Source organism: Sphingobium sp. PAMC28499 (genome assembly GCF_004795815.1).
Taxonomy (GTDB): Bacteria; Pseudomonadota; Alphaproteobacteria; order Sphingomonadales; family Sphingomonadaceae; genus Sphingobium; species Sphingobium yanoikuyae.
This window is the reverse complement of sequence record NZ_CP039248.1, coordinates 3,218,099-3,232,472: the sequence shown is the minus strand read 5'-3', so window position 1 is coordinate 3,232,472 and position 14,374 is coordinate 3,218,099. Positions and strand designations below refer to the sequence as shown.

15 protein-coding genes are annotated in these 14,374 nt (G+C 64.1%); 11 read left to right on the top strand and 4 right to left on the bottom strand.

Annotation, left to right across the window (positions count from 1 at the left end):
* Positions 1–18: 18 nt before the first annotated feature.
* Positions 19–504: an RNA pyrophosphohydrolase gene (locus E5554_RS15405; protein WP_069337025.1), complete on the bottom strand. Its 486-nt coding sequence runs from the start codon at positions 502–504 to the stop codon at positions 19–21.
* A 189-nt stretch (positions 505–693) separates the two neighbouring features.
* Between E5554_RS15405 and E5554_RS15400 the strand changes: the two genes are divergently transcribed.
* Together E5554_RS15400 and E5554_RS15395 are read left to right on the top strand one after the other, a co-directional pair.
* Positions 694–2,070 (top strand): deoxyribodipyrimidine photo-lyase, encoded by a 1,377-nt coding sequence (locus tag E5554_RS15400; protein WP_136187341.1) that lies wholly within the window; start codon positions 694–696, stop codon positions 2,068–2,070.
* 37 nt (positions 2,071–2,107) lie between these two features.
* Positions 2,108–3,376, top strand: a complete 1,269-nt coding sequence (locus tag E5554_RS15395; protein WP_136187340.1) for a cyclopropane-fatty-acyl-phospholipid synthase family protein — start codon at positions 2,108–2,110, stop codon at positions 3,374–3,376.
* On the opposite strand, the gene E5554_RS15390 is transcribed toward E5554_RS15395, so the two are convergent.
* Positions 3,373–4,089 carry an SDR family NAD(P)-dependent oxidoreductase gene (locus E5554_RS15390; RefSeq protein ID WP_136187339.1) on the bottom strand — a complete coding sequence of 239 codons (717 nt, stop codon included), beginning with the start codon at positions 4,087–4,089 and terminating at the stop codon, positions 3,373–3,375. The two genes, E5554_RS15395 and E5554_RS15390, sit on opposite strands and share 4 nt — an antisense overlap.
* A 96-nt stretch (positions 4,090–4,185) precedes the next feature.
* Positions 4,186–5,664 carry an amidophosphoribosyltransferase gene (gene purF, locus E5554_RS15385; protein ID WP_004207288.1) on the bottom strand — a complete coding sequence of 493 codons (1,479 nt, stop codon included), beginning with the start codon at positions 5,662–5,664 and terminating at the stop codon, positions 4,186–4,188.
* Between the two features lie 184 nt (positions 5,665–5,848).
* Here purF and ccmC point away from each other — a divergent pair, with 184 nt between their 5' ends.
* The 8 genes from ccmC (at position 5,849) to E5554_RS15345 (ending at position 12,698) form a co-directional block, all read left to right on the top strand.
* Positions 5,849–6,571, top strand: coding sequence for a heme ABC transporter permease CcmC (gene ccmC / locus E5554_RS15380; RefSeq protein ID WP_136187338.1), 723 nt, complete (start codon positions 5,849–5,851; stop codon positions 6,569–6,571).
* A gap of 2 nt (positions 6,572–6,573) precedes the next feature.
* On the top strand, positions 6,574–6,705 hold the full coding sequence (locus tag E5554_RS15375; RefSeq protein WP_010337862.1) for a heme exporter protein CcmD: 132 nt from the start codon (positions 6,574–6,576) through the stop codon (positions 6,703–6,705).
* Positions 6,702–7,148 (top strand): cytochrome c maturation protein CcmE, encoded by a 447-nt coding sequence (ccmE, locus tag E5554_RS15370; RefSeq protein ID WP_136187337.1) that lies wholly within the window; start codon positions 6,702–6,704, stop codon positions 7,146–7,148. Before E5554_RS15375 ends, ccmE begins: the two co-directional genes overlap by 4 nt.
* Entirely contained in the window at positions 7,145–9,073 is a 1,929-nt protein-coding gene (locus tag E5554_RS15365) for a heme lyase CcmF/NrfE family subunit (RefSeq protein ID WP_136187336.1), read from the top strand. Before ccmE ends, E5554_RS15365 begins: the two co-directional genes overlap by 4 nt.
* Entirely contained in the window at positions 9,070–9,597 is a 528-nt protein-coding gene (locus tag E5554_RS15360) for a redoxin family protein (RefSeq protein WP_247594282.1), read from the top strand. The genes E5554_RS15365 and E5554_RS15360 overlap by 4 nt, the downstream gene beginning before the upstream one ends.
* Entirely contained in the window at positions 9,594–10,004 is a 411-nt protein-coding gene (locus E5554_RS15355) for a cytochrome c-type biogenesis protein (RefSeq protein WP_136187334.1), read from the top strand. The genes E5554_RS15360 and E5554_RS15355 overlap by 4 nt, the downstream gene beginning before the upstream one ends.
* Positions 10,001–10,642 carry a hypothetical protein gene (locus E5554_RS15350; protein ID WP_004207280.1) on the top strand — a complete coding sequence of 214 codons (642 nt, stop codon included), beginning with the start codon at positions 10,001–10,003 and terminating at the stop codon, positions 10,640–10,642. The genes E5554_RS15355 and E5554_RS15350 overlap by 4 nt, the downstream gene beginning before the upstream one ends.
* A 133-nt stretch (positions 10,643–10,775) precedes the next feature.
* On the top strand, positions 10,776–12,698 hold the full coding sequence (locus E5554_RS15345) for a potassium transporter Kup (protein WP_125985953.1): 1,923 nt from the start codon (positions 10,776–10,778) through the stop codon (positions 12,696–12,698).
* 7 nt (positions 12,699–12,705) lie between these two features.
* Here E5554_RS15345 and E5554_RS15340 read toward each other — a convergent pair whose 3' ends face one another.
* Complete coding sequence (locus E5554_RS15340; RefSeq protein ID WP_136187333.1) at positions 12,706–13,773, bottom strand: PA0069 family radical SAM protein; 1,068 nt, start codon at positions 13,771–13,773, stop codon at positions 12,706–12,708.
* Between the two features lie 86 nt (positions 13,774–13,859).
* Between E5554_RS15340 and E5554_RS15335 the strand changes: the two genes are divergently transcribed.
* Complete coding sequence (locus E5554_RS15335) at positions 13,860–14,372, top strand: YbjN domain-containing protein (protein ID WP_136187332.1); 513 nt, start codon at positions 13,860–13,862, stop codon at positions 14,370–14,372.
* The last annotated feature ends 2 nt before the right edge of the window (positions 14,373–14,374 follow it).

Genomic DNA, 14,374 nt, shown 5'->3' with positions numbered 1-14,374 from the left:
GGGGATTTTAAGCCCCCATCAGATCAAGTCGTGGAATTCCTGCAATATGTCCCGGTAAAGCTTGCGCTTGAACGGCACGATCAGTTCCGGCAGCGTTTCGGGCGCAGCCCATTTCCATTCCCGGAATTCGGGATGCTTGGTCTGGATATCGATATGGCTGTCCTTGCCCAGGAAGCGGGCGAGGAACCAGATCTGGCGCTGGCCGCGATATTTGCCGCCCCACAGCTTGCCGATCAGTTCAGGCGGCAGATCATAGAAATGCTCGTCGCGGCTCTTGGCGATGATTTCGACATGTTCGGGCGTGATCCCGGTCTCTTCGCCCAGTTCGCGCAGCGCTGCCGTCTTGGCGTCTTCGCCTTCGTCGATCCCGCCCTGTGGCATCTGCCAGGCTTCCACCACATTATCGAGGCGCTGGCCAACGAAGACCTTGCCCGCCATGTTGACCAGCATGATCCCGACGCACGGCCGGTAATTCAGTTCTGCATTATCTGGCATCGACGCCATGTCTTCCCCTGCATCGCTGCAGCCATGGCCGGTTGACGACCCATGGCTAGTGTATTGGGTTCCAGAATAGGCGGCGGCGATGCGCGCGTCCATTGGCCGAATCGACATTCATCGGATTTGCAGTTCATCTCCCGGAAGGGCGCGGAAAATTCATTTGGAACCGGGGGGCTAGGCAGGCATTGGGCGGTCATGCCATCCCCCACCATAATCTGGTTCCGCCAGGATCTGCGCCTATCGGATCAGGCGGCGCTCGCCGCCGCCGCGCAGGCCGGCCCGGTCATTCCGCTCTATATCCTTGACGATGAAAGCCCGCGCCAATGGGCGATGGGTGGCGCATCCCGCTGGTGGCTGCATCACAGCCTCGCCAGCCTGGACGAGCGACTGAGGGGCAAGGGATCGCGATTGATCCTGCGGCGCGGACGCTGCGCCGATGTGCTGGCGCAGGTGGCTCAGGAAAGCGGCGCGCAGGTCGTGCATGCGATCCGCCATCATGAACCCTGGTGGCGCAATGCCGAAAAGGCGGTGGCAAGGCAGATCGACCTGCGGCTTCATGACGGCGGACTGCTATTGCCAGTGGAGGCGGTGCGGACGGGTGGCGGGACGCCCTATCGCATCTACACGCCCTTTTCCCGCGCGGTGATGCTGCATATGCCACCCGCGCCACCACAGCCCGCGCCGCAGCGGATCGATGCCCCATCGCACTGGCCGGTCAGCGACAGGCTGGAGGACTGGCTGCTGCTGCCGCGCGACCCGGACTGGGCGCGCGGCTTCCCTGCCGACTGGTCGCCGGGCGAAGAGGGGGCAAAGCGCTATCTCGACAGTTTTCTGGGAGAGGTCGGCGACTATGCGGTCGCGCGCGATCTGCCGTCGCAGGAGGGAACGTCCCGTCTGTCCCCGCATCTTCACTTCGGGGAGATTTCGCCGGCCAAGGTCTGGCATCGGGTGGCGCAGGCGCCGGGGGACGCGACCGTCTATCTCAAGGAACTGATCTGGCGCGACTATGCGCATAATCAGGTCTGGGCTCTGCCAACCTATGGATCGGAAAATGCCCAGCCGGGCTTTAATGCCATGCACTGGCGCGATCTGCGCGAGGCGCGAGGCGACTGGACCGCGTGGAAACGGGGCCGGACCGGCTATCCGATCGTCGATGCCGGCATGCGCCAGCTCTGGCAGACGGGCTGGATGCACAATCGGGTGCGGATGATCGCGGCCAGTTTCCTCATCAAGCATCTGCTGATCGACTGGCGCCATGGCGCGCGCTGGTTCTGGGACACGCTGGTCGATGCGGATTATGCCAATAACAGCGTCAACTGGCAGTGGGTGGCGGGCAGCGGCGTCGACGCCAATCTCTTCACCCGGATCATGGCGCCGCTGACCCAGTCGGACAAATTCGATGCCGCCGATTATATCCGCCAATGGGTGCCGGAACTGGCGGATCTGGACGATCGCGTCATCCATGATCCGGATTTTCATGGGGTTAGGCCATCATCCTATCCCGAAAAGCGGATCGGCCATCGCGAGGGGCGTGAGCGTGCGCTGGCGGCCTATCGCCAGATGAAGGGGTGATTGCGGCGACGCGCGGCATGGGGCAGAAAGAGGCCCGATGAATGCAGTCGACCCCCGTCGCGGCAAGGCCGCATTGTCGATCCGGCGACCGCCGGCAGAGCGGACGCCGGGATGGCGGGCGCGCCTGTTCGCGCCGCTTTTTCATCGCATGCTCGATCGCATCGACCAGGGACTGGAGCAGGGTTCGCTGGATGCGACTTTGCCGGACGGCACGCGCCGGCTATTGGGCGGACGGGCGCCGGGGTTCGACTGTGTTGTGGACCTGGTCGACTGGCGCGCCTTGGTGCGGCTGGCGATGGGTGGCTCGGCGGGCTGGTATCGCGCCTGGACGGCGGGTGAGTGGCGCAGTGCCGATCCGGTTCCGCTGTTCGCGCTGTTCATGGCTAACGCCGTATCGCTGGGGCGCGTTGCTCGGCCCCATGGACCGGCCCGTTGGGCAGGACGATTGCTGCACTGGGCGCGGCGGAACAACCGTAACGGCTCGCGCCGGAACATCGCCTTCCATTATGATCTGGGCAATGATTTCTACGGCCTGTGGCTGGACAGGAACATGCATTATTCCAGTGCCTTGTTCCTCAGTCCTGAGGATCGGATCGAAAGCCTGGAACGGGCGCAGCAGCGCAAGGTGGATGCCCTGCTGGAACGGCTGGACCTGCGCGACGGACAGGCACTGCTGGAAATCGGATGCGGCTGGGGCGGCCTCGCCGAACAGGCGATGGAGCGCTGCGCCGTCCGATATGACGGGCTGACCCTGTCGGTCGAGCAGGCTGATTATGCGCGCGATCGGCTGGGGTCCGGCGCGCAAATCGACCTGACCGACTATCGCGACGCACAGGGGCAATATGAGGCCATCGCCAGTGTGGAAATGGTGGAGGCGGTCGGCCAGCATTATTGGCCCGACTATCTGGATGCGGTCGCACGCCTGCTGAAGCCCGGTGGGCGCGCCGCGATCCAATATATTTTGATCGATGATGCGATCTTCGATCATTATGCGCGCGGCGCCGATTTCATCCAGACCTACATCTTCCCCGGCGGAATGCTGATATCCGAAAGTCGTTTTCGGGCCTTGGCGCGGGAACGTGGGCTGGAATGGCGCGACGTGCGCCACTTTGGCGACCATTATGCCGAAACGCTGCGCCGCTGGCGCGAGCGGTTCGATCGGGCGATCGACGAAGGACGATTACCGGCCAGTTTCGACCAGCATTTCGTCGGCTTGTGGCGCTATTATCTGATGTATTGCGAAGGCGGTTTCCGGGGCGGCACCATCGATGTCGCCCAGGTCACGCTGGTGAAGCCGGCCGCTTAACCCTCGACGCGCAGGCGGTGGCCGTTCGGGGCATCGCTCAGCACCAGATCATGGATCGCCTTGGCGACCGTCTCCGGCCCCTTTAGAGTTGCGGGATCCTCGCCGGGGAAGGCGCGCGCGCGCATCGCGGTGCGGGTGGCGCCGGGATCGACGATATGGGTGCGGATGGCGGAGATGTTCTTCATCTCCTCGCCATAGGCGCCGACCAGCGTTTCGAGCGCGGCCTTGGACGCGCCATAGGCACCCCAATAGGCACGCGGCGTGGCACCGACCGAGGATGTCAGCGCGATCACCCGCGCATCGACGCTCGCCCGCAGCATCGCATCGAAGGCGGCGATCAGCGCCTGGGGCGCAGCGATGTTGAGCATCAGCAGCCGGGCAAATTCCTTGGCATCGATCGCCGGAACCGATGCCAGCGACCCGAGCGTCGCGGCGTTGAGGACGAGGATGTCGAGTGCCTTCCAGCGACCCGAAATAGCCTGGGCCAGGCGGCCGATGCTTTCGCCGTCGATCAGGTCGAGCGGTGCGATGGTGGCGCTGCCGCCGGCCTGATGAATGCGATCTTCCACCTCTTCCAGTCCGCCGCTGGTGCGCGCGGTCAGGATCACATGGGCGCCGGCTGCGGCCAGTGCCTCTGCCGTCGCGGCGCCGATGCCTCGGCTGGCGCCGGTGACGAGCGCAAGTTTTCCGAACAGCGGCAAGGTATCAGACATCGGCTCTCCGTTCGCCCCGACCGATGCCGGGTGTCGTCGTGGGAAAAGGAAAGGGCGGGGTCGTGCGACCCCGCCCGGTCGGGCCTTGCCCGTGGGTCAGGAGACCCGTTCTGCCAGCAGCTCGAACTGGTTTTCGACCACGGCTTCATCCTGGTCGGTGAGCTTGGTCGGATAGTCGCCAGTGAAACAGGCGTCGCAATATTGCGGACGGATGTCGGCGCGCTTCGCCTCGCCCAGCGCCTTGTACAGGCCGTCAATCGAGATGAAGGCCAGGCTGTCGGCGTGGATGAAGTCCTGCATGCCGCCAATGTCCAGCTTGTGCGCCAGCAGCTTGGTGCGCTCGGGCGTATCGACGCCATAGAAGCAGCTATGCTTGGTCGGCGGCGATGCGATGCGCATATGCACTTCGGCGGCGCCCGCTTCGCGCATCATCTGCACGATCTTCAGCGAGGTGGTGCCGCGCACGATCGAGTCGTCGATCAGCACGATGCGCTTGCCCTGGATGAGGGCACGGTTGGCATTATGCTTCAGCTTGACGCCCAGGTGGCGGACCTTGTCGCCCGGCTGGATGAAGGTGCGGCCGATATAGTGCGACCGGATGATGCCCAGTTCGAACGGGATGCCCGATTCCTGCGCATAGCCGATGGCGGCCGGCACACCGCTGTCGGGCACCGGGATGACATAGTCGGCCTCGACCGGATTTTCGATCGCCAGCTGCGCGCCGATCGCCTTGCGGACCGAATAGACGCTGGAATTGTCGATGATCGAATCAGGGCGGCTGAAATAGACATGCTCGAAGATGCAGGGACGCGGATGCACTTCGCCGAACGGGCGGATCGAGCGCATTTCGCCATCCTTGGTGACGATCACCAGTTCGCCCGGATCGATCGAGCGGACATAGTCTGCGCCGACGACGTCCAGCGCGACGGTTTCCGAAGCGAAGATGGTCGAATCGCCCAGCTTGCCCATTACCAGCGGGCGGATGCCGAGCGGATCGCGGCAGGCGATCATGCCCTCGGGGGTCATCACGATCAGCGAATAGGCGCCTTCGATCTGCTTGAGCGCATCGATGAACTTGTCGAGCAGGGTGCGATAATTGGACGTCGCGACCAGATGGATGATGACTTCGGTGTCCGAGGTCGACTGGAAAATGGAGCCGCGGCGGATGAGTTCGCGGCGGACCTTCATCGCGTTGGAGATATTGCCGTTATGGGCAACCGCGAAACCGCCGGAATTGAGTTCGGCATAGAGCGGCTGGACGTTTCGCAGCGAGGTTTCGCCGGTGGTCGAGTAACGGACATGGCCACAGGCCGTGTCGCCGGGAAGGCCCCGAATCACCTCGTCGCGGTCGAAATTGCCGGCGACATGGCCCATGGCGCGATGGGTATGGAAATCATGCCCGTCCCAGCTGGTGATGCCTGCCGCTTCCTGGCCGCGATGCTGCAGGGCGTGAAGGCCGAGCGCTACCATCGCGGACGCGGTTTCTGCGCCAGATACGCCAAAAATGCCGCATTCTTCGCGCAACTTGTCGTCGTCGAAAGGATTCGTCGTAATCATGGGTGTGAGCGGGTCCATTGCCGTTCCTGACCACCCCTCTGGGGCGACCTTTCGCGCGCATATAGTCCTTCCCGGTCGATTTGTCGCCTGCCTGTAACAAAAAAGCGTGGCCAATCGTGGCAACGCTGCGTTTTGCTGGCTTTTCCATGGGCTAAACGGCCACTGGCGTTGGCGTTCGGGTGTCGCTAAGAAACCTGTACTCATGCACCGTTTTGCCAATCCCGCCCGCTTCCTGAAGATCGCCCGTCCGATGACGGGCTGGCTGTTCTGGCCCGGCCTCGTGCTGCTGCTGGGCGGCTGCGCTTCGGGTCTGTTCCTGACGCCGGCGGATTATCTGCAGGGCGATACGGTGCGCATACTCTATATACATGTGCCGGCCGCGTGGCTCGGCATGGCGGGCTGGACCGGCATCGCCGTGTCCGGCCTGATGCAACTGGTCTGGCGCCATCCGCTGGCTGCCGTAGCCGGCCGCGCGATCGCGGCACCGGGCGCGCTGTTCACCGCCATCTGCCTGATGACCGGTTCGATCTGGGGGCGGCCGACCTGGGGCACCTGGTGGGAATGGGACGGGCGCATGACGTCGATGCTGGTGCTGCTCTTTCTCTATCTCGGCTATATTGCCCTGGCCAACGCATCGGCGCGGCAGGGGCAGGGCGGCGTCAGCCCGGTGACCGCGATCTTCGGCCTGGTCGGCGCGATCAACATCCCGATCATCAACCGTTCGGTGGTCTGGTGGAACAGCCTGCACCAGGGGCCGAGCATCACGATGCGCGGATCGAGCATTGACGGATCGATGCTCTGGCCGCTTGGCCTGACGCTGTTCGGTTTCACCTTGTTGTTCGCGGCGATCGTGCTGATGCGGATGCGGGCAATATTGGCGCAAAATAAGGTCGAGGCGCGAATGCAGCGCCTGACGAGAGGGTAGAGATGAACCAATGGGCTTTCGTGATCGCCGCCTATGCCGTGACGGCCGTAGGCACGGCGATCGTCACCATCGCCAGCTGGCGCGCGATGCGGGCTGCGGAACGTCAGGCCGAACGACTGTCTGATCGGACATGAAGGCCAAGCATCAACGGCTGATCCTGGCGCTCGCAGCGCTGGTGGCGATCATCGGCGCCGGGCTGCTCGCCGTATCAGCGCTGAAGGATGAAGCGGCCTATTTCTACGCGCCCAACGACGTGAAGACCAAGGGCGTGGATCCCGGCAAGGCGATCCGTCTGGGCGGCATGGTGGTGAAGGGCAGCCTCAAGCGCGCGGCCGATGGCGTGACGATCAATTTCGACGTGACCGACGGCAAGGCGACCGTGCCGGCGACCTTCAGCGGTATCGCGCCCGACCTGTTCAAGGAAGGCAGCGGCGTGGTCGCGGAGGGCGCTTTTGATCGGCAGGGGCGGTTCGTCGCCACCAATTTGCTGGCCAAGCATGACGAGCGTTACATGCCGCGCGAACTGGACGGCATGACCTATAATGAAACCACGTATGAGATGAAGGCCGCGCCATGATCGCCGAAGCCGGTCTCGCCGCCCTGTGGTTTGCCGCCGTCCTCGCGCTGCTCCAGCTGTTTCTGGTCGGCATGGGGCTGGCGGGCGGCAAGGGCGAGGTGCTGGGCGCCGTCCGTCCTGTCGCTGTTTTGCAGGGTGTGCTGACGGCCGCCGCCTTTGTCGCGTTGATCAGCCTGTTCCTGCGGTCCGACATGTCGGTGCTGCTGGTGGCGACCAACAGCCATTCGGCCAAGCCCTGGCTCTACAAGTTCGCTGGAACCTGGGGCAATCATGAAGGGTCGATGCTGCTCTGGGTGACGGTGATGGGCGTCGCCGGCGCGGCCGTGGCGCTGTTCGAGCGGGCGTTGAAGCGCGATGCGCATATGGCGACGCTGGGGGCGCAGGCGGCAATCAGCCTGGGCTTCTACGCTTTCCTGCTCTTCTCCTCCAATCCCTTCGCCCGCATTTCCCCGGCACCGGCGGACGGGCAGGGGCTCAACCCGCTGCTGCAGGATCCCGGCCTCGCCTTCCATCCGCCGACGCTCTATCTTGGCTATGTCGGTCTGTCGGTCGCCTTCTCCTTCGCGGTCGGGGCCTTGCTGACGCGGCAGGTGGATGCGGCCTTTGCTCGCGCCATGCGCCCCTGGGTGCTGGCCGCCTGGGTCATGCTGACACTCGGCATCACGGCGGGCAGCTATTGGGCCTATTATGAGCTGGGCTGGGGCGGCTGGTGGTTCTGGGATCCGGTCGAAAATGCGTCGCTGATGCCCTGGCTGGCGGCGACCGCACTGCTGCACAGCGTGACCGTGCTGGCGACCCGCGACGCGCTGCGTGCCTGGACGGTGATGCTGGCCGTCGTCGCCTTCTCCATGTCGATGGTCGGCACCTTCCTGGTCCGGTCGGGCATATTGACCAGCGTCCATGCCTTCGCCGTCGATCCGGAGCGGGGCAGCTTCATCCTGGCCTTGCTGGCACTCTATATCGGCGGCGCTTTAGCCCTGTTCGGCTGGCGGATTGGCACGGTGCGCGAGGGCGCGCCGTTCGAACTGGTAAGCCGCGAAACCTTCCTGGTGGTCAACAACCTGTTGCTTTCGGTGATCCTCGGGCTGGTGCTGATCGGCACGCTTTACCCGCTGATGACCGAAGCATTCGGGCACAAGGTGTCGGTCGGCGCGCCCTATTTCGATCGCATTGCCGGGCCGATCGCGCTCATCCTGCTGATCGTCATGGCGGCAGGGCCGCTCACCCGCTGGCGCCGGGATCAGGCGCGCGCCGTGGCCGGGCGCATGCTTGTTCCGGCTGCGGTCGCACTGGCGGCCGTGGTGCTGGTCGGCGCGCTCGCCTGGGGGCGGATCGGGCTGTTGCCCTATTGCGGGCTGGTAGTGGCACTGGCCGTCGGCGTGGGATCGCTCGCGCCGCTGTGGAAGCGCAACCTGCGCCGCACGCCGCTCTTCACCTATGGCATGGTGATCGCCCATCTGGGCTGTGCCGTCAGCCTGGCCGGCATGGCCTGCGATTCGGCGTTCACGGTCGAGAAGCTGGTGGCCGTCCGACCGGGCGACAGCATCGAGACGGCCGGCTGGACGCTGCGCTTCCAGCGCATCCTGCCGCTTGCTGGCGACAATTGGACGGCGCTGCAGGCGGACGTCATTGCGGAGCGGAGCGGCCGGGCGGTGGTGATCCATCCGCAGTCACGCTTCTTCGCCTCGCCGCCGACGACCACGACCGAGGCGGCCCTGCTGACCCGGTGGAATGGCCAGCTCTATGTCGTGCTGGGGCAGGAAGCCGATGCCGGCCGCTGGCAGATGCGGATCTGGTGGAAGCCGTTCGTGACGTTGATCTGGCTGGGCGGCATCATGATCGCGCTGGGCGGCCTGCTGGCGCTGGTCGGGCGAGAGCGGCGCGGCTGGCTAATGAAATGGCGCGCACGGAGGGCAATGGCATGAGGAAGCTGCTGATCTGGCTACCGCTTGTCCTGTTCCTCGGCTTCTTCGCGCTGTTCGCAAGCGGCCTGTTCAAGCCGGATGACCGCGTCATCACCTCCAAGCTGATTGGCCAGGCTTTGCCGGCCTTCACCCTGCCGGCTGCTGCCAGCGATCGTCCCGCGCTCGCCAGCACGCAGTTGGCGGATGGCAAGCCGCGTCTGCTCAACATCTTTGCCAGCTGGTGCATTCCCTGCGCGGCGGAGGCGCCGCAACTGATGGCGCTCAAGCAGGCCGGGGTGGAGATCGATGCGATCGCGATCCGTGATGCCCGGCCCGATGTCGACGCCTTCCTGGCGCGCAACGGCAATCCCTATAGCCGGATCGGCCTGGATGCGCGCAGTGGCGTGCAGATCGCACTGGGCTCGTCCGGCGTGCCGGAAACCTTCGTGATCGATGGCAGGGGCAGGATTGCCTATCAGCATATTGGTGACATCCGCGCCGATGACGTGCCGATGCTGCTGCAACGGCTGAAGGACGCGCAATGAAGGCGTTGATTTCTATTCTCCTGCTTTTGCTGGCGGCGCCAGTTCAGGCGCAGACCGCCCTGCCGCCGGCGCCCTATGCCGATCGGCAGCTTGATGACCCGGCGCTGGAGCGCAAGGCGAAGGCGCTGATGGAAACCATCCGCTGCCTTACCTGCCAGAGCCAGTCGATCGCCGATTCGAACGCCAGCATGGCGGGCGACATGCGCTCGGAGATACGCGAGCGGATCAGGGCGGGGGAAGAGCCGGAGCATATCAGGCGCTGGCTGATCGAGCGCTATGGCGACTGGGTGAGCTATGAGCCCACGGCCGCGCCGATCCTCTGGCCGCTATGGGCGGCGCCGATCGTGTTGCTTGCATTGGGGTTGCTGTTGATGCGCGGACGGATCAAGCGGAGGTCACGGACATGACGGGCTGGATCATCGCTTTCGGCATCGCCATCCTGGCCATGGCGGCGCTCTGCTTCATCGGGCGTATCCCGCGCGTGACGCGGGAGATTGTTGCAGCGGCTTTGCTGGTCGGCCTCGCGGGCTATGCCTGGCAGGGGCATCCCGGCCTTGCCGGCGCGCCGCGACAGGTCGCGGCCGAGAAGGAAGCGCAGTTCGACGAGAAGCTGGCGGAGCGACGCCGCAGCCTGGCGGAGCGCTATGGCCCGGCCGGCCAATGGCTGATTATGTCGGATTCCTACGGGCGGCGCGGCCTGACCAAGGAGGCGGCCAATATCCTGCTCTCCGGCCTCAAGCAGACGCCGGAAGACGCCAATTTGTGGCTCGGCATGGGGAATGCGCTGGTTGCGCATGCCGATGGCGTGGTCGCGCCGGCGGCCGACTATGCCTATCGGCAGGCGTTGCGGCTGGACCCGGAAGGGCCGGCGCCGCGCTATTTCTATGGCCTTGCCCTCGCCCAGGCCGGGCAGTTGGACGCGGCGCGCAAGCAATGGTTGCCGCTGGCGCAATCGGCGCCCGAAGGCAGCAAGATCAAGGCGGAACTGCAGGCCAATATCGCGCGTATCGATGCCATGTTGGCGATGGATGCGGCTTCGCGATGATCCGCATCGGGGCGATCATTGCGTGAACCCTGTGCCCATGGTAGGGGCCGGCGGTTTGCTGGGCTCCGTCCTTGGAATGAGAATTGCCCTGGCAAGGGTTGCGACATGATATTGATGATCGAGCATTTCCTTCATGGCTGATGACAGCGCGGTCGCCGTCCCCGAAGACGGCGAGCAGGATGGGCATGGCCATGCCCGCCAGAAAGCCACGGCCAAGCTGGTCGTCGGCGCGATCGGTATCGTCTTCGGCGATATCGGCACCAGCCCGCTCTACGCCTTCCGCGAAACTTTTGCGGGGCACCATCATCTTGACCTTGATCCCGACCATATATTGGGCGTCATCAGCCTGATGTTCTGGTCGATGATGCTGGTCGTGACGCTCAAATATGTCAGCATCATCATGCGCGCCGACAATAAGGGCGAGGGTGGCAGCCTGGCGCTGCTGGCGCTGATCAACGGCCAGACCAAGACGCAGCGCTGGTCGCGTGGCATCGTGCTGCTGGGCGTGTTCGCGACGGCTCTCTTCTACGGCGATTCGATGATCACGCCGGCGGTTTCCGTGCTGTCGGCGGTGGAAGGCCTGGCGGTCTATAATGCCAATCTGGCGCCGGCGATCCTGCCGGTTGCGGTGCTGATCCTGCTCGGCCTGTTCTGGATCCAGGGCCTAGGGACCAACAAGGTTGCGACCCTGTTCGGGCCGATCATGCTGATATATTTCGTGACGATCGCGTCGCTTGGCGTGCTCAGCATCGTCAAGACGCCGGGCATTCTCTACGCCTTCAATCCCTATTGGGCGGTGATGTTCTTTGCCACCGATCCGCTGCCCGCCTTCCTGGCACTGGGCTCGGTCGTGCTGGCGGTGACGGGCGCCGAAGCGCTCTATGCCGATATGGGCCATTTCGGCCGCAGCCCGATCCGTGTGTCCTGGCTGATCTTCGTGCTGCCGGCGCTGATGCTCAATTATATGGGGCAGGGCGCGCTGCTCTTCCGTGAGGGCGCTGCGGCGCTCCACAGTCCCTTCTACAATCTCGCGCCGCAATGGATGCAGTTGCCGCTGATCGGCCTTGCCACGCTGGCGGCGATCATCGCCTCGCAGGCGGTGATATCCGGCGCTTTCTCGGTCACGCAGCAGGCGATCCAGCTCGGCTTCATGCCGCGTCTGCGGATCGAGCATACCAGCGCCTCGACGGCCGGCCAGATCTACATTCCCCTGATCAACTGGGGGTTGATGGTCATGGTCATCCTGCTGGTGCTGGTGTTTAAGACATCGTCCAACCTGACCGCGGCCTACGGCATTGCCGTCACCGGTGCGATGTTCATCGACAATGTGCTGCTGACCGTGGTGCTTTACCGCCTATGGCACTGGAAATGGTATTATGCCGCGCCGCTGCTTGCCGTCTTCTACCTGGTCGATGGTGCCTATCTGGCGGCCAATTTGACCAAGGTGCCCGACGGGGGCTGGTTCCCGCTGCTGATCGGCTTCGTCGTCTTCACCTTGCTGACCACCTGGTCGCGCGGGCGCCGGCTGGTGCAGGAACGGCTGCGCGAGGCAGCGATGCCGATCCCGGTATTCGTGGCCTCGGCCGCCAACAGCGCGGTGCGCGTGCCGGGCACCGCTGTCTTCATGACCTCGACGCCCGATGGCGTGCCGCATGCGCTGCTGCATAATCTCAAGCACAACAAGGTGCTGCACGAGCGGGTGATCCTGTTGACGGTCAAGATCAAGGATGTGCCCGTGGTCGAGGATGACGGCCGGTGCAAGCTGGAGGATCTGGGGCGCGGCTTCTTCCGTCTGGTGCTGCAATATGGCTTCATGCAGGAGCCGGATGTTCCGGCCGCGCTCAAGAATGTGACCGGCTGCGGCCAGGCGTTCAAGATGATGGACACCAGCTTCTTCCTGGCGCGTCAGACTTTGTTGCCGTCAGCAAATCCCGGCATGCCGCTGTGGCGCGAGAAGATCTTCGCCTGGATGCTCCGCAACGCGGAAAGCGCGATGGAGTTCTTCCGCCTGCCGACCAATCGCGTGGTCGAACTGGGCAGCCAGGTCGAGATTTGATCGGCCTCTAGAAGAGCCGCATCTGCGCGCCTTCGGGCGGCCGGAACAGGTCGGTGCGGACGCTGATCCGCGCCTGCCCCAGATTGGCCTTGCGCCGTGCCTTGATGAAGCGGGTGCGGGTCAGGTCGGCCCAGACGCCCTGGCCGCGCATCCGGCTGCCGAAATCGGGATCATTGTCGCGGCCGCCGCGAATGTCGCGGATCATCGCCATCACCTTGGCGGCCCGATCGGGATAATGGGTTTCCAGCCAGGCGCGGAACAGTGACGCGACCTCATGCGGCAGGCGGACGAGGATGTAGTTGACGTCCTGCGCGCCGGCCATGGCAAGCCGCGCCACCACCTGTTCGATCTCATGATCGTTGATCGCCGGGATGATCGGCGACATGTTGGCCGATACCGGCACGCCGGCTTCGGCCAGGCGAGCAATCGCGGCGATCCGTCGTTCGGGATGGGGTGCGCGCGGCTCCAGCGTGCGCGCGACCTTGGGATCGAGCGAGGTTACCGAAATCATCACCGCGACCAGATTGTCGCGCGCCAGATCGGCCAGCAGGTCGATGTCGCGCAGGATGCGGTCGGACTTGGTGGTGATGAACACCGGATGGCGGCATTCCACTATCACCTCCAGCAATTGGCGGGTGATCCCCCAATCCTTCTCGATCGGCTGATAGGGGTCGGTATTCGTGCCCATGGCGATCGGTGAGACGCTGTAATTGCCGCGTGCCAGTTCCTTGCGCAGCAACGCCGCCGCATCGGGCTTGGCGAAAAGCCGCGTCTCGAAATCCAGGCCTGGCGACAGGTCATGATAGGCGTGGGTCGGCCGGGCAAAGCAATAGATGCAGCCATGTTCACATCCGGCATAGGCATTGATCGACTGGGAGAAGGCGATGTCGGGCGACGCGTTGCGCGAGATGATCGTGCGCGGCGTGATCAGCGACACGCTGGAGCGCAGTTTCTGCGCTGGGCCGTCGATAGCCTCTACCGCGTCGAGCCAGTCGCCGTCCGCCTCGCGCGCGGCCAGGTTGAACCGGCTGCTTGCCTGGTTGTGCGTTGCGCCGCGTCCGGGAATGATTGCCATGTTGAAATAAGAACATATCAGGAACTTATTGACAAGGTCGCTTCCGACGCGTCATGGCTGCGCCCTTGAAAGCAGGGGGAAATATCATGCGTGCCCGGTGGCTTGTTCCGGTTCTGATGATGATGGCAGGTGCGGCCGATGCCGCGACGCCGACGACGGATTGTGCGGCCAATATGGTCTGTGCGAGCCGCCCACAGTCGGTGGTCGATGCGTTGCAGGCGGCAGGTTACAAGGCGGCGCTGACCAAGAGCAAGTCGACCGGCAATCCGATGATCGAGAGCGCTGCCAGTGGCTATAATTTCACCATCTATTTCTATGGCTGCGAAGAAATGAAGGACTGCAACTCGTTGCAGTTTGGTATCAATTTCGCGGATGATGGCGGCAACACGGTCGAACTGGCGAACAAGTGGAACCAGTCCAAGCGCTTCATCCAGATGTCGCTGGCCGACGACAAGACGCTGGACGTGTCCTATGACGTCAGCACGATCGGCGGTCTCAATCAGGAGAATTTTGCCGATGTGGTCGACTGGTGGTCAGTGATGCTCGGCGAACTCAGCAAATTCTTCAAGGAGAACCCGGCGCCCACGCTCAAGAAGTGAGG

Coding starts and splice junctions, on each gene's coding strand:
- E5554_RS15405 (WP_069337025.1), bottom strand. CDS start 504: ATGGCGTCGATGCCAGATAATGCAGAACTGAATTACCGGCCGTGCGTC.
- E5554_RS15400 (WP_136187341.1), top strand. CDS start 694: ATGCCATCCCCCACCATAATCTGGTTCCGCCAGGATCTGCGCCTATCG.
- E5554_RS15395 (WP_136187340.1), top strand. CDS start 2,108: ATGAATGCAGTCGACCCCCGTCGCGGCAAGGCCGCATTGTCGATCCGG.
- E5554_RS15390 (WP_136187339.1), bottom strand. CDS start 4,089: ATGTCTGATACCTTGCCGCTGTTCGGAAAACTTGCGCTCGTCACCGGC.
- purF (WP_004207288.1), bottom strand. CDS start 5,664: ATGGACCCGCTCACACCCATGATTACGACGAATCCTTTCGACGACGAC.
- ccmC (WP_136187338.1), top strand. CDS start 5,849: ATGCACCGTTTTGCCAATCCCGCCCGCTTCCTGAAGATCGCCCGTCCG.
- E5554_RS15375 (WP_010337862.1), top strand. CDS start 6,574: ATGAACCAATGGGCTTTCGTGATCGCCGCCTATGCCGTGACGGCCGTA.
- ccmE (WP_136187337.1), top strand. CDS start 6,702: ATGAAGGCCAAGCATCAACGGCTGATCCTGGCGCTCGCAGCGCTGGTG.
- E5554_RS15365 (WP_136187336.1), top strand. CDS start 7,145: ATGATCGCCGAAGCCGGTCTCGCCGCCCTGTGGTTTGCCGCCGTCCTC.
- E5554_RS15360 (WP_247594282.1), top strand. CDS start 9,070: ATGAGGAAGCTGCTGATCTGGCTACCGCTTGTCCTGTTCCTCGGCTTC.
- E5554_RS15355 (WP_136187334.1), top strand. CDS start 9,594: ATGAAGGCGTTGATTTCTATTCTCCTGCTTTTGCTGGCGGCGCCAGTT.
- E5554_RS15350 (WP_004207280.1), top strand. CDS start 10,001: ATGACGGGCTGGATCATCGCTTTCGGCATCGCCATCCTGGCCATGGCG.
- E5554_RS15345 (WP_125985953.1), top strand. CDS start 10,776: ATGGCTGATGACAGCGCGGTCGCCGTCCCCGAAGACGGCGAGCAGGAT.
- E5554_RS15340 (WP_136187333.1), bottom strand. CDS start 13,773: ATGGCAATCATTCCCGGACGCGGCGCAACGCACAACCAGGCAAGCAGC.
- E5554_RS15335 (WP_136187332.1), top strand. CDS start 13,860: ATGCGTGCCCGGTGGCTTGTTCCGGTTCTGATGATGATGGCAGGTGCG.